At 61.0% G+C, this 25,019-nt stretch carries 23 protein-coding genes; 12 read left to right on the top strand and 11 right to left on the bottom strand.

Annotated features, from left to right (window positions below; genetic code table 11):
• The first annotated feature begins 181 nt into the window (after positions 1-181).
• The 3 genes from uvrD to AB4O09_RS01220 all read left to right on the top strand — a co-directional run bounded on the left by uvrD (position 182) and on the right by AB4O09_RS01220 (position 4,101).
• Entirely contained in the window at positions 182-2,365 is a 2,184-nt protein-coding gene (gene uvrD, locus AB4O09_RS01230; RefSeq protein WP_003206988.1) for a DNA helicase II, read from the top strand.
• A gap of 312 nt (positions 2,366-2,677) precedes the next feature.
• The gene (locus tag AB4O09_RS01225; protein WP_013694601.1) at positions 2,678-3,553 is read left to right on the top strand and encodes a Tim44 domain-containing protein; all 876 of its coding nucleotides are present in this window, start codon (positions 2,678-2,680) and stop codon (positions 3,551-3,553) included.
• A gap of 140 nt (positions 3,554-3,693) precedes the next feature.
• The gene (locus tag AB4O09_RS01220) at positions 3,694-4,101 is read left to right on the top strand and encodes an SMI1/KNR4 family protein (protein WP_003187120.1); all 408 of its coding nucleotides are present in this window, start codon (positions 3,694-3,696) and stop codon (positions 4,099-4,101) included.
• Between the two features lie 13 nt (positions 4,102-4,114).
• On the opposite strand, the gene AB4O09_RS01215 is transcribed toward AB4O09_RS01220, so the two are convergent.
• Positions 4,115-5,878, bottom strand: a complete 1,764-nt coding sequence (locus tag AB4O09_RS01215; RefSeq protein WP_003206991.1) for a cation:proton antiporter — start codon at positions 5,876-5,878, stop codon at positions 4,115-4,117.
• Positions 5,879-6,157: 279 nt separating this feature from the next.
• Between AB4O09_RS01215 and AB4O09_RS01210 the strand changes: the two genes are divergently transcribed.
• Entirely contained in the window at positions 6,158-6,643 is a 486-nt protein-coding gene (locus AB4O09_RS01210) for an acyl-CoA thioesterase (protein ID WP_003206993.1), read from the top strand.
• A gap of 138 nt (positions 6,644-6,781) precedes the next feature.
• Here the strand turns inward: AB4O09_RS01210 and pdxY are convergent, their stop codons facing one another.
• Entirely contained in the window at positions 6,782-7,654 is an 873-nt protein-coding gene (pdxY, locus tag AB4O09_RS01205) for a pyridoxal kinase PdxY (RefSeq protein ID WP_003206995.1), read from the bottom strand.
• 119 nt (positions 7,655-7,773) lie between these two features.
• Between pdxY and AB4O09_RS01200 the strand changes: the two genes are divergently transcribed.
• Positions 7,774-8,196: a DUF3301 domain-containing protein gene (locus AB4O09_RS01200; RefSeq protein WP_013694603.1), complete on the top strand. Its 423-nt coding sequence runs from the start codon at positions 7,774-7,776 to the stop codon at positions 8,194-8,196.
• Between the two features lie 12 nt (positions 8,197-8,208).
• On the opposite strand, the gene AB4O09_RS01195 is transcribed toward AB4O09_RS01200, so the two are convergent.
• A complete protein-coding gene (locus AB4O09_RS01195; protein ID WP_013694604.1) occupies positions 8,209-9,174 on the bottom strand; it encodes a CobW family GTP-binding protein in 966 nt (321 codons plus the stop codon).
• A gap of 27 nt (positions 9,175-9,201) precedes the next feature.
• On the opposite strand from AB4O09_RS01195, the gene AB4O09_RS01190 reads away from it, so the two are divergent.
• Positions 9,202-9,555, top strand: coding sequence for a hypothetical protein (locus AB4O09_RS01190; protein ID WP_003207001.1), 354 nt, complete (start codon positions 9,202-9,204; stop codon positions 9,553-9,555).
• Here the strand turns inward: AB4O09_RS01190 and AB4O09_RS01185 are convergent.
• Positions 9,552-10,202: a DUF1826 domain-containing protein gene (locus tag AB4O09_RS01185; protein ID WP_060613138.1), complete on the bottom strand. Its 651-nt coding sequence runs from the start codon at positions 10,200-10,202 to the stop codon at positions 9,552-9,554. The two genes, AB4O09_RS01190 and AB4O09_RS01185, sit on opposite strands and share 4 nt — an antisense overlap.
• Positions 10,202-11,410 (bottom strand): zinc metallochaperone GTPase ZigA, encoded by a 1,209-nt coding sequence (gene zigA / locus AB4O09_RS01180; protein ID WP_003207005.1) that lies wholly within the window; start codon positions 11,408-11,410, stop codon positions 10,202-10,204. Before zigA ends, AB4O09_RS01185 begins: the two co-directional genes overlap by 1 nt.
• A gap of 143 nt (positions 11,411-11,553) precedes the next feature.
• On the opposite strand from zigA, the gene AB4O09_RS01175 reads away from it, so the two are divergent.
• The 5 genes from AB4O09_RS01175 to AB4O09_RS01155 all read left to right on the top strand — a co-directional run bounded on the left by AB4O09_RS01175 (position 11,554) and on the right by AB4O09_RS01155 (position 15,376).
• Positions 11,554-11,946 (top strand): glutamine synthetase, encoded by a 393-nt coding sequence (locus AB4O09_RS01175; RefSeq protein ID WP_080587818.1) that lies wholly within the window; start codon positions 11,554-11,556, stop codon positions 11,944-11,946.
• A 116-nt stretch (positions 11,947-12,062) separates the two neighbouring features.
• The gene (gene folE2 / locus AB4O09_RS01170; RefSeq protein ID WP_003207007.1) at positions 12,063-12,959 is read left to right on the top strand and encodes a GTP cyclohydrolase FolE2; all 897 of its coding nucleotides are present in this window, start codon (positions 12,063-12,065) and stop codon (positions 12,957-12,959) included.
• On the top strand, positions 12,956-13,624 hold the full coding sequence (locus AB4O09_RS01165) for a metal ABC transporter ATP-binding protein (protein WP_003207009.1): 669 nt from the start codon (positions 12,956-12,958) through the stop codon (positions 13,622-13,624). Before folE2 ends, AB4O09_RS01165 begins: the two co-directional genes overlap by 4 nt.
• Complete coding sequence (locus AB4O09_RS01160; protein ID WP_003207012.1) at positions 13,624-14,490, top strand: metal ABC transporter permease; 867 nt, start codon at positions 13,624-13,626, stop codon at positions 14,488-14,490. Before AB4O09_RS01165 ends, AB4O09_RS01160 begins: the two co-directional genes overlap by 1 nt.
• Positions 14,491-14,500: 10 nt before the next feature.
• Positions 14,501-15,376 (top strand): metal ABC transporter substrate-binding protein, encoded by an 876-nt coding sequence (locus AB4O09_RS01155; protein WP_003207014.1) that lies wholly within the window; start codon positions 14,501-14,503, stop codon positions 15,374-15,376.
• Between the two features lie 125 nt (positions 15,377-15,501).
• Here the strand turns inward: AB4O09_RS01155 and AB4O09_RS01150 are convergent, their stop codons facing one another.
• Positions 15,502-16,023, bottom strand: a complete 522-nt coding sequence (locus AB4O09_RS01150; RefSeq protein WP_003207015.1) for a DUF3617 domain-containing protein — start codon at positions 16,021-16,023, stop codon at positions 15,502-15,504.
• Positions 16,024-16,165: 142 nt separating this feature from the next.
• Between AB4O09_RS01150 and cls the strand changes: the two genes are divergently transcribed.
• On the top strand, positions 16,166-17,605 hold the full coding sequence (gene cls, locus AB4O09_RS01145) for a cardiolipin synthase (RefSeq protein ID WP_003207017.1): 1,440 nt from the start codon (positions 16,166-16,168) through the stop codon (positions 17,603-17,605).
• Here the strand turns inward: cls and cfaB are convergent.
• From cfaB to AB4O09_RS01120, 5 genes are all read right to left on the bottom strand, one after another.
• Positions 17,602-18,789, bottom strand: coding sequence for a C17 cyclopropane fatty acid synthase CfaB (gene cfaB, locus AB4O09_RS01140; protein WP_003207018.1), 1,188 nt, complete (start codon positions 18,787-18,789; stop codon positions 17,602-17,604). The two genes, cls and cfaB, sit on opposite strands and share 4 nt — an antisense overlap.
• A gap of 185 nt (positions 18,790-18,974) precedes the next feature.
• Complete coding sequence (locus AB4O09_RS01135) at positions 18,975-20,894, bottom strand: heavy metal translocating P-type ATPase (protein WP_363809336.1); 1,920 nt, start codon at positions 20,892-20,894, stop codon at positions 18,975-18,977.
• Positions 20,891-21,943 carry a protease modulator HflK gene (gene hflK, locus AB4O09_RS01130; protein ID WP_460107869.1) on the bottom strand — a complete coding sequence of 351 codons (1,053 nt, stop codon included), beginning with the start codon at positions 21,941-21,943 and terminating at the stop codon, positions 20,891-20,893. The genes AB4O09_RS01135 and hflK overlap by 4 nt, the downstream gene beginning before the upstream one ends.
• Positions 21,940-22,980: a protease modulator HflC gene (gene hflC, locus AB4O09_RS01125; RefSeq protein WP_460107867.1), complete on the bottom strand. Its 1,041-nt coding sequence runs from the start codon at positions 22,978-22,980 to the stop codon at positions 21,940-21,942. Before hflC ends, hflK begins: the two co-directional genes overlap by 4 nt.
• Complete coding sequence (locus tag AB4O09_RS01120) at positions 22,977-24,938, bottom strand: protease modulator HflK (RefSeq protein WP_223528154.1); 1,962 nt, start codon at positions 24,936-24,938, stop codon at positions 22,977-22,979. The genes hflC and AB4O09_RS01120 overlap by 4 nt, the downstream gene beginning before the upstream one ends.
• Positions 24,939-25,019 lie beyond the last annotated feature (81 nt).

The following is a 25,019-nucleotide window of genomic DNA, read 5'->3' as shown; positions in this document are numbered from 1 at the left end:
CACACTGCCCCAGCTCATAAAAACACGGAAAAAAGTCGCTGTTTCATTGGGTGGCGACCCTTTCGAGCGAGTCCCGCCAACGCCTGTAGCCTGTGACCCGCCGGTCATCATCAAGCGGTCTTTTATCGGCTGATGCAAAGCTCGGTTTGCCCGGGGTGACGCCGCACCCTAGAATGCCCCGATGCGCGATGATCTCTCCCTTCTGCTGAACTCCCTCAACGATGCCCAACGTCAGGCCGTAGCAGCCTCCGTGGGTCGTCAGTTGGTCCTGGCCGGTGCCGGCTCCGGTAAAACCCGAGTGCTGGTGCACCGTATCGCCTGGTTGATCCAGGTCGAGAACGCCTCGCCCCATTCGATCCTGTCGGTGACGTTCACCAACAAGGCCGCGGCCGAGATGCGCCATCGCATCGAACAACTGATGGGCATCAACCCTGCCGGCATGTGGGTCGGCACCTTCCACGGCCTGGCGCACCGCTTGTTGCGGGCGCATTGGCAGGAGGCCGGGCTGAGCCAGACCTTCCAGATCCTGGACAGCGACGACCAGCAACGCCTGGTCAAGCGGGTGATCCGCGAGCTGGGCCTGGACGAGCAGCGCTGGCCGGCCCGCCAGGCCCAATGGTTCATCAACGGCCAGAAAGACGAAGGCCTGCGCCCGCAGCACATCCAGGCCAGCGGCGACCTGTTCCTGGCGACCATGCGCAGCATCTACGAAGCCTACGAGGCGGCGTGCCAGCGCGCCGGGGTCATCGACTTCTCCGAGCTGCTGCTGCGGGCGCTGGACCTGTGGCGCGACCACCCAGGCCTGCTGGCCCATTACCAGAAGCGCTTCCGGCATGTACTGGTGGACGAATTCCAGGACACCAACGCCGTGCAATACGCCTGGTTGCGCCTGCTCGCCAAGGGCGGTGACAGCCTGATGGTGGTGGGTGACGATGACCAGTCAATCTACGGCTGGCGCGGCGCCAAGATCGAGAACATTCACCAGTATTCGGCGGATTTTCCCGACGCCGAAGTCATCCGCCTGGAACAGAACTACCGCTCCACCGCCGGCATCCTCAAGGCGGCCAACGCCCTGATCGCCAACAATACCGGACGCCTGGGCAAGGAATTGTGGACCGACGGCGGCGAAGGCGAAGCGATCAATCTCTACGCCGCCTTCAACGAACACGATGAAGCCCGCTACGTGGTGGAAACCATCGAAAGCGCGCTGAAAACCGGCCTGGCCCGCAGCGATATCGCCATCCTGTACCGTTCCAACGCCCAGTCGCGGGTGCTGGAAGAGGCCTTGCTGCGCGAGCGAATCCCCTACCGCATCTACGGCGGCCAGCGCTTCTTCGAGCGTGCTGAAATCAAGAATGCCATGGCCTACCTGCGCCTGATCGAAGGACGCGGCAACGACGCCGCCCTGGAACGGGTGATCAACGTGCCAACGCGGGGCATCGGTGAGAAAACCGTCGAAGCGATTCGCGATCACGCGCGCCACTGCCATGTGTCCATGTGGGAAGCCATGCACCAACTGGTCGCCAACAAAGGCATGACCGGTCGCGCCGCTGGCGCCCTGAAGGCCTTCATGGACCTGATCGAAGACCTGGCCGCCAAGTGCGGGGAAATGCCTCTGCACTTGATGACCCAGACCGTCATCGAGCAGTCCGGCCTGATCGCCTACCACGAAGCGGAAAAAGGCGAGAAAGGCCAGGCTCGGGTGGAAAACCTTGAGGAACTGGTCAGCGCTGCGCGCAACTTCGAAAGTACCGAAGAAGACGAAGACCTGACGCCGCTGTCGGCCTTCCTCGGTCACGCCTCCCTGGAGGCCGGTGACACCCAGGCCGACGAACACGAAGACAGCATCCAGCTGATGACCCTGCACAGCGCCAAGGGCCTGGAATTCCCCTACGTGTTCCTCGTGGGCATGGAAGAAGGCCTGTTCCCCCACAAGATGAGCCTGGAAGAACCGGGACGCCTGGAAGAGGAACGGCGCCTGGCCTACGTTGGTATCACCCGTGCCATGCAGAATCTGGTGCTGACCTACGCCGAAACCCGACGTTTGTATGGCAGCGAGACCTACAACAAGGTGTCGCGCTTCGTACGCGAAGTACCGAAAGGCCTGATCCAGGAAGTGCGGCTGTCCAACAGTGTCAGCCGTCCGTTCGGTGGCGGCCAGCAGCAAAGCACCAGCAGCCTGTTCGGCGGCAGCGACATCCCGGAAACCGGCTTCAGCCTCGGCCAGACCGTACGGCATTCGGTATTCGGCGACGGCGTGATCCTCAACTTCGAGGGCGCTGGCGCCCAGGCGCGGGTGCAGGTGAACTTCAGCGAAGGCAGCAAGTGGCTGATGCTGGGGTATGCCAAGCTGGAAGCGATCTAAAAATTTCGTAAGAAGCACCTTGCTGTGGGAGCAAGGCTTGCCCGCGAGGCGGTGGCACATTTGACACAGGTGCGTCAGACAGATCGCTATCGCGGGCAAGCCTTGCTCCCACAGGTATCTCTCCCTATCCCACATTAGTTTCCGACCGAACTTATTTACTTTTCCTACAGCCCAAAGCGAACAAGCCTTCTTGCACAGCCCAAGCTGAACCTAAGCTGTCACGCAAAAGCCCGAAACACTCTGTCGCTAGCCAGCAACAGTTCAGCTGTGCAACATGGCGCGCGTGCTATCCACAAATGGGAATGCCTTTATATGAAACGTTTTCTTAGCATCGCCATGGCGCTGTGCATTGGCCTGACGATGGCCATCGACGCCAATGCCGCCAAGCGCTTTGGCGGTGGTAAAAGCTCGGGCGCTGCCCCGACTCACCAAACCAGCCAGATGGCACCGTCCTCTGCCGCCGGTTCTACCGCTGCCACCGCAGGCGCTGCCGGTGCCGCGGGCGCTGCCACCAAGGCCAGCGGTGCTTCGCGCTGGCTCGGCCCCCTGGCCGGCATCGCCGCCGGTGGCCTGCTCGCCTCCATGTTCATGGGCGACGGCTTCCAGGGCATGCAGATCTTCGACATCCTGATCATGGCGGTCATCGCCTTCCTGGTCTTCCGCTTCATTGCCGCCCGTCGTCGCAAGCAGCAGGAGCAATTCGCTCCAGCCGGCCACGCGCCGATGCAGCGTGAAGTGTTCAACCAGCAGCCTGCCAGCGGTTCGATCTTCGGTGGTTCGGCAGCGCCTGTGGCCGCCCGTCCGGTCATCAATGCGCCGGCCTGGTTCAACGAACAACGCTTCATCGAAGCCGCGCGCAGCCACTTCATGTCCCTGCAGCAGCATTGGGACGCGAACGAAATGGACAAGATCGCCGAATTCGTGACCCCGCAACTGCTGGAGTTCCTCAAGCGCGAGCGGGCCGAACTGGGTGATGGCTTCCAGTCCACCTACATCGATAACCTGCACGTGCAGCTGGACGGCGTCGACGATCGCGCCGACAAGACCATCGCCACCCTGACCTTCAGCGGTGTGTCGAAGGATTCTCGCTTCGACAAGGGCGAAGCGTTCAGCGAAAGCTGGAACATGGAACGTGCCCAGGGCGATGACCAGCCTTGGCTGGTGGCCGGTATTCGCCAGAACGGTTGAACCTTTGCCCGTTTTGCATGTTGAAATAAAAGAACCCCGGCTCAGGCCGGGGTTTTCTATTTCGCGGTTGCATCTATAGCGAGCTACTGTATAAACCGCTCCATATAAAACCGCGCCATCGAGAAAGAGGATCCCCGGACGTGGAAGAAATCATCGAACAATTGCGTGAAGCCAACGAGCCCGTACCGGTCCCGCTGGAGTTGCCCGACGAAGACTTGCTGGTAGAGATCGAAGAGCAGCTGTTCATCGATATCCCATTCGTCTTCAGGGAGTTTTTGCTGACCGTCAGCGATGTCGTCTATGGCAGCCTGGAACCGGTGACCGTCACCGATCCACAATCCCACACCTACCTGCCGGATGTGGCCGCCAATGCCTGGGATGCCGGTGTCGACCGCAGCCTGATCCCGATCTGCCAGGACGGCGACGATTATTATTGCGTCGAAGAAGACGGCACTGTGGTGCTGTGGCAGGCCGAAGAAGAACTGATCGCCGAAGAAACCTGGGAATCAGTCTGGCACTGGGCGCGGGACGTCTGGCTGGAAAGCTGAGCCCCACGGCCGGTCAATGCCCGGACGACTCCTTGTGATTGTCCAGGGTTTCAAGCAAGGCCACCTGCATGCGCGTATGCAGGCGGATGAACCAGCGCCAGAGCAATGCCGCCACGGCAGTCGCCACCACGGCGATCAGTACGAGCAACTTGTTGGTCGGCAGAATGCTGGCCGACAAGGCTGCCAATAGCAGGAAAATCACCAGCAACGAGAGAATCGGGATCACTTCGGCGATCACCCGACGCACGCGCTGGGTGTGGCGGCCAGCCATCTCCGGCTTCACGCCCATCTCCGCCAGCAGCATCGACAGCGCCTTGAGCTTGCGATAGGCGGCGATCAGGAACGGTAGCGACAGCAGCAACGCCCCGCCCCAGATCAATGCCTTCTGCCAGCTCGGGTCGCTGATCCACGCTTGCAGGTACGCCGACATCCGCTCGGCGAAAAAACCACCCGAAACAAAAATCGCGATGACCAGCGCCAGGTTGACCCCGACCTGCAGCAAAATCCGCCTGATCATCGAGGCCACCACCGCCCCCTCTCCGTGGGGCTGGATGCTGCGCAGCCATTCGCCATACATCCCCAGCACCCGCGTCAACCGTTGCGGCATGACCGTCGCCAACTTGACGGACAGCGGGTCGGCGGCCCGGATCAGGTACGGCGTCAGCAGAGTAGTCAACACCGAGACGGCGACCGCAACCGGATAGAGGAAATCGCTGGTGACCTGCAGGGTCATCCCCAACGACGCGATGATGAAAGAGAATTCGCCGATCTGCGAAAGGCCCATCCCAACGCGCAGCGAGGTGCGTCCGTCGTTGCCGGCGATAAAGGCACCGAGGCCGCAGGACAACATCTTGCCGAGCACCACTGCGCCCGTGATCACCGCAATCGGCCAGGCGTATTGCAGCAAGATCGCCGGGTCGAGCATCAGCCCGATGGCGACAAAGAAGATCGCGCTGAACAGATCGCGCACCGGCTCCACCAGCCGCTCGATTTTCAGCAGTTGCCGGGACTCAGCCATGATCGCACCGATCAGAAACGCCCCGAGCACCATGCTGTATTCCAGCTTCACCACCAGCAGGCAGAAGCCGAAACACAAGCCCAACACGGTAATCAGCAGCATTTCGTTGCTGTCGAACTTCGCGACGTAGGCCAGTACCCTCGGCACCAACAGAATGCCGACGACCAACGCGACGATCATGAACAACGACAACTTGCCCACCGTGGAAAATACCTCGCCGGAGCTCACGGTGCCGCTGACAGCAATGCTCGACAGCAAGGCGATGATGCCAATGCCCAGAATGTCCTCGACGATCAACACCCCGAAAATCAGCTGCGCGAAGCGCTCGTTCTTCATCTTCAGGTCGTTGAGGGCCTTGACGATGATGGTGGTGGAGGAAATGGCCAGGATCGCGCCGAGGAACAGCGAGTCCATGGTGCTCCACTCGAACCAGCGGCCGATTTCATAGCCGATCCAGATCATCAGCACGATTTCGAGGAACGCCGCGATGAAGGCCGTGGCCCCAACCTTGAACAGTTTGCGCAGGCTGAACTCCAGGCCCAGGCAAAACATCAGGAAGATCACCCCAAGCTCGGCCAGGGTCTTGATCGTGTCTTCGTCATGGATAAAACCGAACGGTGGCGTATGCGGGCCAATGATGAAGCCCGCCACGATGTAGCCCAATACCACCGGTTGCTTGAAACGATGAAAGAGCACGGTCACCAGCCCCGCTGCCATCATGATGATTGCCAAGTCTTGAATGAAACTGATGGCATGCATGTCGGAGCTCCCTGTTCAAAAGACTCATCGCAGAGCTGGAGAAATCCATTTCCCTCTGTAGGAATTGCCCTCACAACGGGCTTTTGAAGGGTAACACCGCGACTTCCGACAAAAAGACGGTGCAATATATGGAAACAGATCCATCGGCGCGTGACGGCAACCACAGGCGCAGCGTCCCGATATCGGTGGTTTTTAAAACCTGGTGACCTGTTTGCAGGCCACCCACCAGCACCCGCAGAGGTGCACTCCCGAATTGCTGCCTTGAACCGTGAGTACGTTATGGAACCCGGAAACGCCCAGCTGTCGATGACGGTGTTGATGACCCCCGATATGGCCAACTTCTCTGGCAATGTCCATGGCGGCACCTTGCTCAAATACCTCGACGAAGTCGCCTACGCCTGCGCCAGCCGCTACGCCGGGCGCTACGTGGTGACCCTGTCGGTTGACCAGGTCATCTTTCGCGAGCCGATTCATGTCGGCGAACTGGTGACCTTCCTGGCATCGGTGAACTACACCGGCAACACGTCGATGGAAGTGGGCATCAAAGTCGTGACTGAAAATATTCGCGAACGCTCGGTGCGCCACACCAACAGTTGCTTCTTCACCATGGTTGCGGTGGATGACCTGCGTAAACCCGCAGCCGTGCCGCCCTTGCAGCCGCAAAACAGCGAAGAAAAACGCCGCTACGAACAAGCCCAGCAACGTCGGCAGATTCGCCAGGAGCTGGAAAAGCGTTATCAGGACATCAAGGCAGACGGGCCTTGACCGACCGCCGAAGATTCAACTGTGGGAGCGAGCTTGCTCGCGATGGCGATCGATCAGCCAATATTGATGCTGACTGACACACCGCTATCGCGAGCAAGCTCGCTCCCACAGGGATTTTGCAGCATTTCCACGGTGCGATCAGAGGCTGATCGGCACAGCCTCGAACCGCACCCGTGGATGGGCGATCCGGTCTTGGGCGCGGACCAGTTCCAGTTCATAGCTGGTGCAAACCTGGGTTTCCAGTAGTACTTCATGCACCGCCGCGGCGGTGAATTCGAGCGCCGCCACCAGGCTGTCCCCCAACAGTATCCGTGCCAGGAACAACCCCGAGGTCAGGTCACCCACGCCCACCGGTTGGCGCGGGAAAGCCAGCAGTGGACGGCGCAGGTGCCAACTGCCATCGGCGGTCACCAACAGCATTTCGAAGCTGTCATCCGGCTTGCCAGGGTAGGCCAGGTGCTTGACCAGCACCGCCTTCGGTCCACGAGCCAGCAACGCCCGGGCCATGGCCAGGCAGTCGAGCAAAGACTGCGCCTTGCGTCCCGAAAAACTGTCCAGTTCCAGTTGGTTCGGGCACATGAGGTCCGCCACGGCGGCTGCTTCTTCCAGGAGAAACTCACTCACCTCGGGCGCCACGATGCAGCCTTTCTCTGGATGTCCCATGACCGGATCACACAGGTACAGCGCCTTCGGATTGGCGGCCTTGATCCGCGCCACGCCCGTCAGAATCGCCCGCCCCTGGGCCGCGCTACCCAGGTAACCGGACAGCACCGCATCGCAGTTACCCAGCTCACCGATGGCCGCAATGCCTTCTACCAATATCGGTATCTGCTCTGGGGCCAGCACTTCACCGGCCCATTGGCCGTACTGGGTGTGATTGGAAAACTGCACGGTGTTGAGCGGCCAAACGTTCACGCCAATCCGCTGCATCGGAAACACTGCGGCGCTATTGCCGGCGTGTCCGAATACCACGTGGGACTGAATGGCAAGCAGATGAGGCGTACGTTTCATGCGGGAAGTTTCCGTAAAACGATTGAAATTCAAGCCGCGCAGTATGCGACTAAACGCAGCCTATACGACAGACCGGCGAGACAGTTAAGCTGGCAGCAACTTGTTGGAGCACTTCGTTCATGCTGACCCTTGGAAACATTTTCGTGCTGATGCTGCTGGCTACCGGCGGCGCCTGGCTGTGGCACAACCATGGCTTGCGCGAACGGGCGTTGGCGAGGGTCATGCAGCACTGCGCCAACCTCAAGATCGAGCTGCTGGACGGCAACGTGGCGCTGAAAAAAATCGGTTTCGTGAAGGACGCCAGCGGACGACGACGCCTGGCACGCGTCTACACCTTCGAATTCACCGTCACCGGTGAAAGCCGCCACTCAGGCACCATCACCCAGTTTGGCGCCCACAGCGCACACATCGAACTGGCGCCCTACCCGATGCCCTTCGAAGAAACACCGCCACCCCCCATTGAACCGATCCACACCAGGCCCAGGGCTGAAGTCATCGAGTTGAGCCAGTGGCGCCAGGAACACAACAAGTGGAAGCCTTGAAACAGGGCTGACTCAGCGACACCGACAATTCGCCAGCCCGGCTTGCAGACCATCAACGTCTTGCGCCTGATCGAAAATCAGCTCGATCCGAGAATCCTGGCGCCACTCACTGGCTTGCCAGCCCAGCGCCGCCCCCTCCAGCGCATTGGCTGAAACCCAGCCGTCGACGCTGTGGATAACCATCTTCGCCCGTCTCCAGTCTTGGCCTTGTAGCCATCGCTCCAGTGCCGCTGCGTCGAATTGCTGGCTGGGGTGCCAGCGCCAACCAATACTCCAGCCACCTTCCTGCTGCTGATGCAGGCAGATCGGCAGCGTCGGGTCGGACCAGATGGCCGGTATCTGGCCCAAGCTCCTCGGTAGATTCAAGTTATCCACAACCCCACTGCCCCGAGCCGCAAGGCCTGGTAATCGATCGATCGGCAGCGCAGCCTGCTGCGTCCAGTACAACGCACGCCCTGAGAGTTGCGCCTCCAGCCGTTGGCGATCGGCTTGTGTGAGGGTCTCGGACTTGTTCAGCACCAGCAGTCCGGCATCCGCCAGGGTTTGTTGCTGCGCGTCGGGCAAAGGCTTGCCGTCCACCATCGCCCGGGCATCCAACACCAGCACACAGGGTTGCACCGCCAGCACGCCGAGCCATGGCGCTTCGCTCAGCTGGCGCATCAACTGCGCCGGATGCCCCAGGCCCGAGGGCTCGATGAATAGCCGATCCGGCCTGGCCTTGCGCAGCAAACGCCCAAGACCGATCTGAAACGGCGCGCCGTTGACGCAGCACAAGCAGCCACCGGCCACTTCGCCCAGTGCGATACCATCGCCAGCCTGGGTCAGCAACGCGGCATCCAGGCCGATCTGACCGAACTCATTGATCAGCACCGCCCAGCGTTCATTGGCCGGTCGCTGCGCCAGCAGATGCCTGATCAGGCTGGTCTTGCCGGCGCCCAAGGGACCGGCGATGACATGGGTGGGAATGTGCTGCAACATAATCGACGGCTTTCGATGGAGGTGAATATGCGAATGATCGGTTGGTTGTTACTGGCACTGACTTCGAACCAGGCATTGGCCCAGGCTTGTGTGGTCCACAGCCAGGCGGAACGGCTGGATGTGAAAGTCTGCCAGCAGAACCGCAACATCCCGCAGAAGCTGTTTGCCGACGGTTTCTGCCAGCCAAACCTTGCCGGTCAGAAAGTCGAGGTCCAATACGTCGATCAATGCCCTGGCGGCGCGTTCGGCATCTGCAGCAACGCCCAAGTCGCCAATATGCCTTACCGCCAGGATATTCACTATTACGGCGTGGCGACCGATACCGCTTATCTGCAGCCATTTTGCGAAGGAAAAAGCCAGGGTACCTGGCTTAAGCCTTAAGCCAGCCAATCCAGCGTGAGAATCAGTCGACGCTCTCCCGGCGCGGGTTCCGGCGAGCGATGGATCAGGCCAAGGCCTTCGTTACCGTGCCATTTTTCGCCTTTAAGCAAACCCACATCACCGCAACGAAACTGCTGGATCACGCACGGATCACTGGGCTCAGCCTCAGGCTCGGCAAGTCGTCGACGGTCCATGACACCTTCCTCGAGCCACTGGCTGCCGACGCCTGCATAGGTGGTCAGCAACCGCACCGGCACGTGGTCGACGTGAAAGCGCGGGCACATCGCCTTGTCCAGCGTGCGCAGGCGCAGACCGACACGTTGGGCACCCAATAGGCAGGCAAATGCACTGACGAGCCAGGAGACATCGGCGATAAAGCCTTCATAGCCTTGCAGGTCGCTGAAACCTGCAGCCAGGCCTTGCAACGCCGGCTGCGTGTCATCCTCCGGCAACTCAAGCACACGTGATTCGACCAGCGACTGGTCCATCGCCAGCACCATGGTCGCAAAATCGCTGATGTGTGCAGGAAGCCGGCGCTGCCAGACCGCCAGGTTAGTGCCGTCGTCCAGGATCTGCATGAATACTCCTGGCGTATCACCTTTGACCTGTCGTGCCTGCGCTGCCCTTTTCAGATTGGGCGCCAGCATCACGCCGCGACCTCTTCATGCCATGGACCGAACGGATCCGGCAACAGGCGCCAACTTTCAACACCGAGGGCCATTTCCGCGTCGGTGAGCAAGCAAGCGTCCAGTTCGGCGGTGAGCTGGCTGAAGTCGATGTCTTGACCAATGAAGACCAGCTCCTGGCGGCAATCGCCTGTGGCAGCAAGCCAGTTCTTCATGATCGCCGCTGTACTTTCCTCATCTTGCGGCCATTGGTTTTTCGGCACGAACCGCCACCAGCGCCCGGCGAAGCCATGCCGCATCAAGCCTCCGGCCTGGGACCAACTGCCCGCTTCCTCAGGTTTGCTGGCCAGCCAGAAGAAACCCTTGGAGCGCAGGAGTTTGCCATTAGGCCAGGGACGGTCGATGAAATTGAAGAAGCGCTCGGGATGAAACGGCCGGCGTGCTCGGTAGGCGGTCGAGGCGATGCCATATTCCTCGGTTTCTGGCACGTGCTCGCCACGCAGTTCCTGTAGCCAGCCAGGGGCCTGGGCGGCGCGTTCGAAGTCGAAAAGGCCCGTGTCGAGGATTCTGCCCAGCGGCACCTGCCCCATGACCATGGGGAGGATCTGCGCCTGGGCGTTGAGACGTTGCACAATTGCGATCAATTCTTCCCGATCATGCTGGCTGATCAGGTCAATTTTGCTGATCAGAATCACGTCGGCAAACTCGATCTGTTCGATCAGCAGGTCAGTGATCGAGCGTTCATCGTCCTCACCCAGGGTTTCACCCCGTGACGCAAGACTTTCAGCGGCCTGGTAATCCAGCAGGAAATTCACCCCATCGACCACCGTCACCATGGTGTCGAGCCGCGCAACATCGGCAAGGCTTCGACCTTCTTCGTCACGAAAAGTGAACGTTTCTGCCACTGGCAACGGTTCGGAGATGCCTGTGGATTCGATCAACAGATAATCGAAACGCCCTTCCCTGGCGAGTTGCCCGACTTCTTCGAGCAAGTCCTCGCGCAACGTGCAGCAGATGCAGCCGTTGCTCATTTCCACTAGCTTTTCTTCGGAACGACTCAGGGTGACATCTCGCTGGACTTCGCTGCCATCAATGTTGATCTCGCTCATATCGTTGACGATCACCGCAACCCGCAGATTGTCGCGATTACGCAAAACGTGGTTGAGCAGCGTACTTTTACCGGCACCGAGGAATCCGGAAAGCACGGTTACGGGAAGACGATTGGGCATCAGGTATATCCTCATCGGGCGGCCGCTTCGACTACGGCTCGTTTCCAGGTTTGTCTGGGGTCAGGGTCACGGTGTTTTATGTTATAGTATAACAACACAATTCAACCAGCCCCCGCCATCCCTCATTGGCCTGAGATCACTCCATGCGCAACCATCTGAAATTCGTATTGGCGAGCCTGTTGTTGCTGTGGGGGTTAAGCGCTTCGGCCCAAACCCCTCTCTTGGCGAACTGCACCCGTAGTGCAAATCTGCTGGCGTGCGTGGACATTCAGGGCAATGCCTACAGCGTCGCAACGGCGGGAAACACCATTTATTTACGAGGTTTTGAAGCGGCCAGTCGTCGTTATTGGGCGCAAACCAATAGCCGTTACGGTCAGCTCACCTTCTTTACTGGTTTGGCATCGGATGGAGAAAGTTGGGTCGGATACAGCCGGCGTGTGGGCTGGACGACCCTCAATCGTTTCTCGAGTTCTGGTGGTAGTGCGGGTGTATTTGTATGCGGACGCATGAACGGTTGCCAGGATTCATCGCGCTGATGTTTCACGTGGAACGTAAACGTTTAGGGAGATGAAACTCCTTTCATGGAAAAGGTTTCTCTAAATTAGATGTTATACTATAACATCTAATTTTGAACCTTCGATGGACCTTGACCATGAACGCGTTAACCCTGCCCGACATCGCAGCGCAGGCTTCACGTCAAACCCTGCCCCTTGATTGGGTGGGTATGTGCGGCATCGCAACACCGGTGTTGATTGACGGCCAACGTCTCAGTGCAATGGCCGACGCAGGTGTCAGCCTTGATGACGGTGAGGCGCGCGGCATTCACATGTCACGCTTATACCTGGCGCTAGAGCTGCTCGAAGAGACGACGCTTTCGCCGGCGTTATTGCGTCGAATCCTTCAGCAATTTCTCGATAGCCATGAAGGTTTGTCCCACGCGGCATCGCTCAGTGTGTATACCGATCTGCTGCTCAAGCGTCCGGCACTCATCAGCCCGCTTGAGGGTTGGAAACGCTACCCGGTGAGCATCGAAGCCCACTTGAAAAACGCAGTGTTCCACGTGGAACTGAAAATCCAGATTCCCTATTCCTCCACCTGCCCTTGTTCGGCCGCACTTGCCCGGCAATTGATCCAACAGCAATTCGTCGATGACTTCGCTAACAAGAAACTTGAGCACGCCGAGATCCTGGCCTGGCTAGGTTCATCGAATGGCATTGTCGCCACCCCTCATAGCCAACGCAGTACGGCGAGCCTGACCCTACACCTGAATGCCGATGCCGACGATTTACCGCTGCAGTCTTTCATCAACGAAGCCGAAGCAGCCCTCGGCACCGCTGTGCAAACCGCCGTCAAGCGCGCCGATGAACAGGCCTTCGCCCTGGCCAACGGCCAAAACCTGATGTTCTGCGAAGACGCTGCGCGGCGATTAAGCACGGTCCTGAGGCGGTCACCCGACATCGTTGCGTTGAATGTGCGCGTCGTTCACGCCGAAAGCCTGCACGCCCATGACGCCGTGGCGCAAAGCAGCTGGACGCGGGAGGCATCATGATCAACTGCCAAGCACTGCGCTGGGGCGCACCCGGACAACCCCTCACACCGCCGCTCGCGATGCAGCGATCGGCCGGCAGTCTTACCGCCATCATCGGTGCCAACGGCTCGGGCAAAAGTAGCCTATTGAAAGTGCTCGCGGGGCTGCAAAAACCGCTCTCCGGCAAAGTCACCTTGGATGTTCCACGCCGTGGTGGGGTTTCGTTCATGCCGCAGCAGCAACATCTGGATCGGCAATTTCCCATCAGTTTGCAAGAGTTGGTGGCCGCCGGTTCCTGGGGTAATCGACATACGCCAGCCATGCGAAGGCAGTTGCTCCAGACCGTACTGGCCGACTGGGCGCTGACCGGCCTCGAACATCGTCCGCTAATGGCGCTGTCTGGGGGCGAGCTGCAACGCGCCCTGCTCGCTCGCCTGAGCCTGGCCGAAGCGCCACTGCTGTTGCTCGACGAACCCCACGCCGCCCTCGACGAACAGGGCCAGGCGCTGCTGTGGAAACACCTCCATCACTGGCACGCCCAGGGCCGAACCGTCGTGGTGGTATGCCATGATCTGGCAGCGGTCCGCCAACATATCCCCCATACGCTGCTGATCAGCAACACCGGCTGCGTGCTGGGCCGCAGCGTCGACTTGATCGCTCAACAACCCCACACGTGGGTGGCCTGATGCTTGCGGCCACTCATCTCTGGCAACCGTTTCAAGAGTTTGTCTTCATGCGCAGGGCCTTGCTCGGCGGCCTGGTGCTGGCGTGCAGTACGGCACCGTTGGGCGTGTTCCTGATTCTTCGGCGCATGAGCTTGATTGGTGACGCCGTAGCGCACGGCATTCTGCCTGGCGCCGCCCTGGGTTTCTGGTTCGCCGGGCTGAGCCTGCCAGCCCTGACCATTGGCGGCCTGGGCGCGGGCCTGAGCATGGCCGGACTCGCCGCCTGGATTACCCGGCGCACCGGCCTACGGGAAGACGCCAGCCTCGCGGCGATTTATCCCATTTCCCTGGCGGCCGGCGTGTTGATCCTCGGCATGGCCGGTAAACGCCTGGACTTGCTTCACTTGCTGTTCGGCTCGGCGCTGGCGGTAGACGGCCCGACACTTACCGGCATGCTCTGGGTATCCGGTGCCAGCCTGTTGGCGATGGCGTTGATTTACCGACCGTTGCTGCTCGATACGCTGGACCCACTGTTCCTGCAAACCGTCAGTCGTCTCGGCCCGTTGGCCCATGGTGTGTTCCTGACCCTGGTGGTGTTGAACCTGGTGATTGGCTTCCAGGCCATCGGTGCGCTGATGGTGGTCGGCCTGATGATGTTGCCTGCCGCCGCATCGCGATTCTGGAGCCGTCGCCTGCCACTGCTGATGCTGATCGCGGCGCTGCTTGGTTGCCTCTCGGTGTGGCTTGGCCTGTTGCTGTCTTTCTATTACTCACTGCCCAGCGGGCCGTCCATCGTACTGGTGGCGGGCGCGTTGTATCTGTTGTCGGTGGTATTCGGTCCGGTGCACGGTTTGCTGCGCCGCCCGCCTTTGCTCACATCCCAATGAGGTGTTTCCGATGCGCGTTCTGCTCGTGCTATTCAGTCTGATGCTGTCCATGTCCCTGTCCGCCGCCGAAAAGCTCCAGGTGGTGACGAGCTTCAGCATCCTCGCCGACATGACCCGACAGGTCGGCGGTGAGCATATCCACATCACCAACATGGTCGGCCCGGACGCCGATGCACACACCTACGAACCCACGCCAGACGACGCCAAGGCACTGCTCAAGGCAAAACTGATCATCAAGAATGGACTGGGCTTCGAGCCATGGTTGGATCGCCTGGTGACCAGCACTGAAACCACTGCTCCGGTGATCAGCGCCAGCCGCGGCGTCATCCCCCGCTCACTGGATGAGGATGGCGAGACCATCCCCGACCCGCACGCATGGCACAACCTGGCGAATGCCGAGCTGTATGTCAGCAACATCACCAAGGCATTGGAAGCTGCCGACCCGGCCAACAAGGCCGATTACGAACGCAACAGCCAGGCGTACCTGAAGAAAATCTACGCCCTGCTCGCCGTAGCCAAGGCCAAGCTCGGTGCATTGCCACCAGGCAATCGCAAGATCGTGACCTCCCACGATGCATTCGGTTACCTGGGCCAAGCCTATGGCATCGAGTTCATGGCGCCCCAGGGTTTATCCACAGAGCGTGAACCGTCGGCAGCAGAAGTCGCGGCACTGATTACCCAGATCCGTCAGGCGAAGGTCAAAGCGGTGTTCATGGAAAACATCAAGGACGCACGCCTGCTCAAGCAGATCGCCGACGAGAGCGGCGCGCACATCGGCGGCACGCTGTATTCCGATGCACTCGCGGCCAGCGGACCGGCCAGCACCTTTACTGGTCTGTTCGAATACAACCTCAATACGTTGTATGAGGCGCTGAGTCGGCCTTGAGAGCATTTGTCGGAGCAAGGCTTGCCTGCGATGAACGGTGACGCCCCTGGCGATGTACCGAGTTGTTTGCGTCGCGAGCAAGCTTTGCTCCCACAGATTCTCCAAACGATTACTTCATACCCGCTTCAAGCCCTCGGCTTGACCGTCCCGCAATCCTGCCCCAGCCACACCGCGCGAGTGTCGAGACTGCCGTTCTGCTGGATGCCGGTGGCATTGAACGTGCCGTTGACCTTGGTGGTGAATTCACGATCGCTCTGGAACGTCGCAACGCCATTACCCTGGGCTTTCGGGCAACTGAAGCGAAACTTCCACTGATTGCCGGTGCGCTCGGTGATCTGCTGCTTGCAACCCGATTGCGGGTCTTGCAGCGGAATGTCATTGGTTTGCACCTGCGCCGGGGTCAGGCAGACACGGATGCCTTTACCGCCCATGGTGATGCCCTGCTTTTCCAGCATCGCCCGTTGTTCCGGAGTCATCTGGTTCTGCACCTGGCCCAGGATCAGTTGCAGGTCTGGCAGGTTCTGGTTATCGACCTTCATGTTGCTGGTGGTCAGCTCCCACAAACCCGGCTGGAGCATCTGCGCCTGAGCCGCCATCGGAACCGACAACCCCATTGCCAAGGCCACACCCAGCAGACGAACATTCATTGCATAAACTCCAGAGGACAAGTGGCCGTTAGACGCCGCCCACAGGCTTCGGTTCAAGCCCGGGACAAGTGAATTAAATAGCGACATTCGCCATGGAACATGGTCTGTTAAGCATTGAAACTTCCGGAGCAAGAATGCCCCCATGGATTATTTCGGCCCGCATGTTTTCGGTTACCTGATCGCGCTGCTCCACACCCTGGGTTCCATTGCCGCCGTCCACGCCGTATTGACGGTGCGCACGGCCCAAGGCTCGATTGCCTGGGCCCTGTCGCTGCTGTTTATTCCCTACCTGACATTGATCCCTTACCTGGTTTTCGGGCGCAGCACTTTTGATGGCTACATCAAGGCGCGCCGACAAGCCAACGAAGAGATGCGCAAGGCGATCTCCGAGTTGAACTGGCGGCCGTGGGTCGAAGAGGCTTTGACCGCTCGCGCGTCCCAGGCCTACGACTCGTTGCGGGCCATGCCCAAGCTGGGGCGCACACCTTGCCTGGCGAACAATCAGGTGCGCTTGCTCGTCAATGGGCAGGCCACGTTCGAGGCAATCTTCCAGGCCATCGATAACGCGCGGCAGGCCGTGCTGATTCAATTTTTCATCATCCACGATGACCGCCTCGGCCTACGCCTGCAGACACTGCTCCTGAAAAAAGCCGCCGAAGGCGTGGCGGTGTATCTGCTTTATGACCGCATTGGTAGCCACTCCCTGCCCCACCGCTACGTCCAGGCGCTGCGCGACGGTGGTGTCCACGTGAAAGCCTTCGCCACCCGCAGCGGCTGGCTCAATCGGTTCCAGGTCAACTTTCGCAACCACCGCAAGATCGTGGCGGTGGATGGCGTTCTAGGCTTCGTTGGCGGACACAACGTGGGCGATGAGTACATGGGCGAAAAGCCGCCCCTGGCGCCGTGGCGCGACACTCATGTCGAAGTCTGCGGCCCGGTGGTGGGGAGTATGCAAGAGTCGTTTGCCGAGGACTGGTTCTGGGCGGCCCGTTCGCTGCCACCGCTGATCCTGCCAGACACCTACCCGGACGACGGTGTGCTCTGCCAATTGCTGACCAGCGGCCCGGCCGATGCCTACGAAACCTGTTCGCTGTTTTTCGTCGAGGCTATCCATGCGGCCAGCGAGCGAGTCTGGATCACAACGCCTTACTTCATCCCTGACGAAGCGGTGTTCGCCGCCTTGCGCCTGGCGGTGCTGCGCGGGGTGGATGTGCGCATCCTGCTGCCCTCGCGGCCGGACCACAAGATTGTCTATGCCGCGTCCAGCCTTTATGCGTTTGAAGCGGTGCGGGCCGGTGTGCGGATGTTCCGCTATACGCCGGGTTTCCTGCATCAGAAAGTGGTGCTGATCGACCGGGAAATCAGCGCAATCGGCAGTGCGAACCTGGACAACCGTTCGTTCCGCCTGAATTTCGAAGTCATGCTGCTCACGGTGGATATCCCTTTCGCCACCGAGGTCGAGCAGATGCTTGAGCAGGACTTCGCCCAAGCCGTGGAAATCGACAAACAGGAAAGCCGGGAGACCCACCGCCTGCAGAAGATCGGCATGCGGGTCGCCCGGCTTATTTCCCCGATTCTCTAAGGGGTGTAGATGTCGTCGCGGGTCCAGGGCAACTCATGGCTACCGTCGGCGTGGGCCTTCACCGCCAGGATCTGGTGCAGATTGATCCAGCCCTTGGCGAACGCGTAGGCACAGCCGGCCAGGTACAGACGCCAGATCCGCAACGCCTGTTCCGGCACTTCCTTCGCGGCGGCCTCGAGATTGTCCTCCAGGCGTTCACTCCAGTGATCGAGCGTGCGAGCGTAATGCAGGCGCAGGCTTTCCACGTCGACGATTTCCAGCCCCGCTTCGCTGATCTCGGCAGAGATCATCGACAGGTGCGGCAGCTCGCCGTTGGGGAATACATACTTCTCGATGAATTCACCGGCGCCGCGACCGACTGGACGACCGTCGGTGTGCTTGGCGGTGATGCCATGGTTCATCACCAACCCGCCCTCACGCACCGCGCCGAACAGCGTCTTGCAGTACTGCTCGAGGTTGGCGTGGCCAACATGCTCGAACATGCCAACGCTGACCACTTTGTCGAAACGACCGTCCTGGGGCAGGTCGCGGTAGTCCAGCAATTGCAACTCGACCAGATCCTCCAGGCCCTCTGCCTTGACCCGTTCCCTAGCCAGTGTCAGCTGCGCCTTGCTCAGGGTAATCCCGAAGACTTTGGCACCGAACTCGCGCGCAGCGTAACGGGCCAGGCCGCCCCACCCACATCCGACATCCAGCAGGTAGTCACCCGGCTGTAATCGCAGCTTGCGGCACAAGTGGCGGAATTTGGCTTGCTGGGCCTGTTCGAGGGTTTCACTGCCCGTCTCGAAATAGGCACAGGAATAGGCCATGTCACTGTCGAGCCACAGCTGATAGAACGCGTTGGAAAGATCGTAGTGATAGGAGATCGCCTTGGCGTCGGTTTCCTTGTCGTGGAGTGATCTAACCGGCGGGTTGTCGGCGTCATCCTCGACCAAGGCCTGGCTCCATTCATCGCAGACACGAATGACTTCGTGAATCGAACCTTCGAGTTCCAGTTTGCCTTCGACGAATGCCGCTCCTAGCGCATCCAGGCTGGGATGGGTGAATTGCGCGACCATTTGTGGGTCCTTGACCACGATCGTGACACTGGGGTCGTCACCCAGTGAAAACTCATGGCCATCCCAGAGCCGCAACCGAAGCGGTAGGTGAAGATTCTGTAAGGCCGGTGGAAGTTGCGCGAGCATGAAAAATCCCCCCTTGTTTCAGACGTCTGAAAATGAGGGTAGACCATCATAGAAAAATAGCAGGCTATCGAATTTATAGCCTTTTTCTATCACCGTCCCAAATTCACTCCTTGTGCCGGGTACTGCCAGTATGGGTGCGCCCTCTCCAACAGAGACTGCAAGGGTGACGCACAGTTCGCCAAGGGTTATCCAACGGCTCCCTTCGCTTGAATTTTCAGGAGTGGCTCCTGGAACCGCAGCAATCGCCCCGCATTACCTAACACTAGCAGGGTACTGAGATTATGCAGCAGCGCAGCGATCATCGCCCCTGCCGCGCCGAGCCAACCGAAGGCGGCAAAGGCGACGATTGCCAGCGTCCAGCCCAGGCCAATGATCACGTTGACCTGCAACGTGCGCCTGCATTGGCGGCTCAATCGCACGCAAGTGCCCAGGCGACGCAGATCGCTGCCGATCAGCACGATGTCTGCCGACGCCAGGGCGATATCTGCGCCGCCGGCGCCCATTGCAACGCCGACCACCCCGGCCTTGAGCGCCAGGGAATCGTTGATGCCATCGCCCACCACCATGGGGCGGAATCCATGGTCGATTTCGGCCATGACTCGCTTGAGTTTGTCTTCCGGTAGGGCCTGGGCTTGCAAGTCGCCGATGCCGACATCCCGGGCCAGGGTCGTGGCCACGCTCTGGCGGTCGCCGGTCAACAGCAACTGCCGCCCCAGGCCCAGCTCGCGCAGCTCGGCCATGGCCATCCGTGCCTCCGGCTTGACGCTGTCGGCCAACAACAGCCAGGCGAGGAACTGCCCGTCCAGGGCCAGGCCGGCAATCGGGCCGTCGTGCTCCGGGACCGCAGACGTTTGAATGCCCAGCTGTGCAAACAACTCCGGCCGGCCGAGCGCCGCTTCGCCCTGGGCGGTCATCGCGACCACCCCCAGGCCCTGGCGCTCATGGATGTCCGTCAGCGCCAGGCAGTCTTCCTGCTCCACCAACCCCGCCAACGCACGACTGACCGGATGGCTGCTGGCCGAACCGAGGCTGGCAGCCAAAGGTAGCAGCAACGATGAGGGAGCATCCTGGGCATATTCGATGGATTGCAGGCGCAGGACGCCGTAGGTCAGGGTGCCGGTCTTGTCGACAACCAACGACGTCAGGTCCGCCAGTTCTTCCAGGAAGGCCGAGCTGCGGATCAGGATCCCATGGCGCGCCGCCACCGCGATCCCGGCAATGGCGGTGGCCGGCGCCGACAGCACCAACGCACAAGGGCAAGCGGCGACCAATACTGCCAGCATCGCCTGGGCATCGTTGGTCACGAACCAGGTCACCGTCGCCAGCAACAACACCAGTACCAGGTAACTGCCGGCGTAGCGTTCCAGCAAGCGAGTGATGGGCGGCTTGGAGCGTTCGGCGTTTTGCATCAGGGCAATGACCTTGCCCAAGGTGGATTCTTCGCCGGTCCGGGTCACTTCCAGGCGCAGCAGACCATCCAGGTTGATCGCGCCACCAAAGACCTCAGTGCCGACCACAGCCTCCAACGGCACCGACTCACCCGTGATGGGCGCGGTGTCGAGGCTGGCTTGGCCGGACAACACACGACCATCGGCCGGCACCCGATCGCCCGCGCGCACCTCCACGACATCGCCAGGCTGGAGCGTCGCGTTGTCGACATCGATGATCGATCCGTCGGCCTGCACCTTGCGACCTTGGCTGCGGGTCAGTTGGCCAAGGGCATGGATCGCCTCCTGGGAGCCAATGACGCTGCGCTCTTCCAGCACATGCCCGAAGATCATGATGATCGGCAACAACGCCGCCGTCAGCAGATCGCCGGTGGCCCAGGCACCGAGCATCGCCAGGGCGATAAGTTGGTCGGTAATCCCGTGCAGGCTTGGGTAACGCAAGCTGTACCAGGCCGAACGCATCACCGGCACTGCCACCAACAGCGAGGCGAACCCCAACAGCAGTTGGCTGACACCGCTCTGCTCTGGCGACCAACCGCGCCATGCCAGGCCCAATGCGAGCAAGCCGAGGGCGAGCATCGCCAAGGTCAGTTGTCGGGCGGCGATGCGTTGTTCCGTCGAGGACAACATCGGTGCAGCGCTGGTTTGGGCGGTCATTGTCCGGCTCCCTGGATGATCAGGCGGGAATCGTCTTTCGGATCGACCGTGGTCACTGAACCGGCCTGGCGAAGGATGGTAGGCATGCGTTCGCGATACAGGCGCAGCAGCATTTGCGGATCGCTAACTTGGGTCTTCGCCAGGCCCAGGACCGTCGCCGTGTCGGCCGAAGCCTTGGCGAGCCGTTCGCTGGCCTGGGCATGGGCGACCTCCACGGCACGGTCGGCGTCTTGGCGGGCGGCCTGGGTGAGCTTTTCGGCTTCGGTACGCGCGTTGGCCACGGCTTTATCGGCCTGCTGACTGGCCGTCAGCACCGCGTTGAAGGCACTCACCGCCGGCCCCGGCAGACTCGATTGCACATCGACCCGCACCACTTCGATACCCAACCCCTCCCCTGTCGCCGCCAGGTCAGCCAGGCGTCGGTTAAGCCCCTGCACCAGATCGCCACGCAAGCGTTCGCGGCGCTCGGCCGCCTGGTTGTCGCTACCCATCAGTTCGGGGCGAGCCACCAGAATGGTGTCCAGATCCCGGGCTGCAGTCAGGGCCACGGCACTGCGGGTCGCCAACCGGTCCAGTGCCGGCAGGACATGTTCACCTTGCAAGACGAAGGAATAAGGGTCGGTGACTTTGTAGAACACCCGCACATCCAGTTGCACCACGCCAGCATCACCGGTCAATAAATAACCAGAACTGGCCAGCGCGTCGCTGACTGGCGTGGCGAAACTGGCGACACGATCGGCTTGCAGGGCCTCATCCGAACGCAGCAGATTTTCCACCCGCCGCTCAAGCACCCGATCCGCAGCGGGCAGCAAGACCACTTGTTCCACAGGACGAGGCCACGCCAACAAGAGGCCGGCATTCTGGATGCGATCCAAGGCACCAAAGTGCAGCACCACCGCACGATTCTGCGGATCGATCTGCCGCACGTTGGAAAAGACCCAGGCCAACGCCGCCAGCACCGTGACGGCGTAAAGCGCAAGAAATGCCAGGCGTCCGGCCTGGATCCACGGGCTGGATAACTCGTTTGTTCCACGTGGAACCAAACTCATGGTTGTGTTCCACCTTTGCCTTCCACGGAAACAGGACCGTCCACCAGAACACGAAATGGCGCCGCATCGGTGCGCAAAATCAGCTTCGCGCCTGGGCTGACAATGGTGCCCAAGGTGTCCAACGAACGGAGCAGGTTGTAGAGCTGCGGGGAGCCGGCGTATGCCCGACCATAGATCTCAGCCGCTTCTACCCGCGACTGCGCTTCGATATCTGCGGCCTTCACTGTGGCATCGGCTTGCATGACTCGTGCATCACGTTCCGCGGCGGAGCGAATCTGCGCCGCTTCGCGCTTGCCGACGGCGGTGCGTTCGGTGGCGATGGTTTCACGCTCGGCGCGCATGCGATCCACCGTCGCCGTCAGTGTCACCGAGGGCAAGGTCAGGCGTTCGACACCGACTTGCAACACGCGCACGCCGTAAGTGGTGAGCAACTGTTGATCGATCTGCTGACGCAGCTGAGCTTCGAAATCGGCGATGCGCACCTGGCTGGCATCGGTATTGACCAGATTCGCCAGGTCAAAACTGGCGGCGGTGGTTTCCAGCGCCGAGCCGACGAAGGTGCGGATCTGCCGTGCGGCTTCGTCCGGTTGGTTCTGCACCGCGCGCATGAAACGCTGCACGTTTTCCGGATCACCTTGCACCTGCCACGCCACGTAGGCCTGGACGATGATCCGCAGCCCATCACGGGTGCCGACATCCTGCAAACCGCTGGAGGTGGTGCGTAACCGCAGGTCCACCGGAATCGCCGCCTCGAACGGCGCCGGCCAGCGCCAACTCAAGCCAGGTTGCAGCAGTACCCGCGCCGGATTACCGAAACGAGTGATGACCGTGGCCTCCCCCGAGCGCACTTGCACCAGGCTTGCGGCCGCAACGGCAAACGCCACCAGCAACGCCGCCCAACCCATCCGCCGCCACGGGAACGGACCGGCCTGTTGCGGATCGCCATGATGGTGGTGATGATGGCCATGGTGATGACCGGCATGGCCGTGATCGTGACCAGCGTGGTCGTGGTGATCGTGTGAAGAGGACTGGCTCAATGGGCAGCTCCTGGCGGGACAGGGTTACGCGGCGACGCGGGGTCTGCCGGCAGCGTGAAGGTACGCAAGTCGATGGTCGGCGCGTTGCCGCTGCCGCCCAGGCGATGGTCGAGAATCAGCAACCGGGCATTGGCCAGGCCCTGGCTGAGTTGGCTCAGGTAATGCTCCAGCACAAAAGCGTGCCCCGCCGTGGCGTAGGCTTTGCGGTCGGCATTGAAGCGCAGGTCGGCGGCCTGGGCAGTCGCGTTGATTTCCCGGGCGGTGGCCGTGGCTTGGTCATGGGCGACGCTGGCTTGCAATTGTGCCTGGTTGGTCTGTTCCGCCGCCGCGCCGCGCTCTCGGGCGATCAATGCCTGCGCGCCGATCTGCGCCGCCTGTACGCCGTGGTAGGCATTGGCCGCACCGGCCGGCGGATGAATCGCCTCCACCACCGTCGCCAGGATTTCCACACCGCTATCGAGCGATTGCAAATCAGCCTGGACGGCGCGACCGATTTCGTCGGCGAGGCTGATACGGTCCGCACCCAGCAAACCGTCCAGCGTGCGCGATGCAAATTCATGCACCAGGATGCGGCTGGCGGTGCTGCGGATCAGCGTCGGCACATCGGCGCTGTTGTAGGTCGCCGCCAATGCCGCGGCGTCCGTCAGGCCGATGCGATAGACAAAGCGCACGTCCATGTTGACGATCTGGAAGCTCTGCTGGTCGGCACGACGACTGGCAATGACCTGGGACTTGTCGTTCACATGGCTGGCGTCCCACAACCGATTGGCGATTGCCGGCGCCGGTCCCTCCGCCGGTTCAGCCTCGACCACTGCCCGACTCTCCGCGACGCTGGTCGCCAATTCATGCACAACGCCATTCTCGACGTTGAGCACCCTGCCCCACGGCCAAGGCAACGCGACATGCAAGCCAGGGCCGAACACCTCCACCGGTTTGCCAAAACGCTCATAGATGCCACGTCCCTGCAGCGGCACTTCGTGCACGCCCGTCAACAACCAGCCCACCAGCGACACCAGCGCCAACACCGGTAAAAAAGCCCGGCGCATGTAGCTGAAGGCCCAGATCTGCCGCAAGTCGATGCCAAAACGGTTGTGCAGTTCGTGCTGCAAGGCCAGCAACGGTTGCGGCGGCCAGCGCAGCAGATCGGCGATGACACTCCGGCCCAGCAGCGGCGGTTCCAGAGCGTTCCGGCGCGGGATGAACAACGACAACACGGCGCGCAGCAAAAACTCCGCCGCCACCACGCCCGGCAACAGCCCCATCAGCACCGCCAGGCGCAACGGCCAGATGGACGTTTCTGCGGCGAACAACAAGCACAAAGCGCCAAGCACCAGCACGATGATCGCCACCCGCGTCAGCTGCGCCAGCGTCGGCGCTTCCGGCCATTCCACGGGAGATTGCTGGGCCAACTGCCGCTCGAACACCAATAGCCCGAACGCCAACAACAACGACAACACCGCCCCCACACTGGCCGAGACACCGAGGGCGGCAGCCGGCAGTTGCAAGTTCCAGGCTTGCTCCAGGCCCAGCAATACCAGCACGGACCAACCGGCCAGCCACAACGCAGGCGCACCGATCTGTTTCAGCAGGCCGATCCCGCGAGCGCCAATTCGCTCCAGCAGCCGCTCATACCAACCCAGGTTATCAACAGGCTCGTTTTCCGCCGGCAGGTTATCCACAGATGGCAGCAGCGCCTTGCTACGCCATTGCGTGACCCACCAGGCCGATTGCAAACCTGCCACCAGCACCAGCAGTCCCGCACCTTGGCTGACCAGCAGCGCCGGCCAAAGCGATTGCGGCGAAAATACCCCGATAAAAAACGCCAGTACCAGGCCCACGCCCGCCACGCTTCCCAGGGCGAAAGCAATCTGCTTCAAACGGCGCCCTTGAAACGACGCGCGCTGAAAACGTGGCCATTCGGCCACCTGTGCCCCCTCGACATCAAGATCGACTTGCATACCACCCCAGCACTCGTGGCGATCAAAATCCGGGCCCGTGGACAAACGCCACCGACGCTCCGTTATATGCCGTTACCTTAT

It is taken from the genome of Pseudomonas sp. H1_F01 (genome assembly GCF_054681425.1).
The sequence above is the reverse complement of the archived record's forward strand: the minus strand, read 5'-3'. Positions and strand labels throughout refer to the sequence as shown.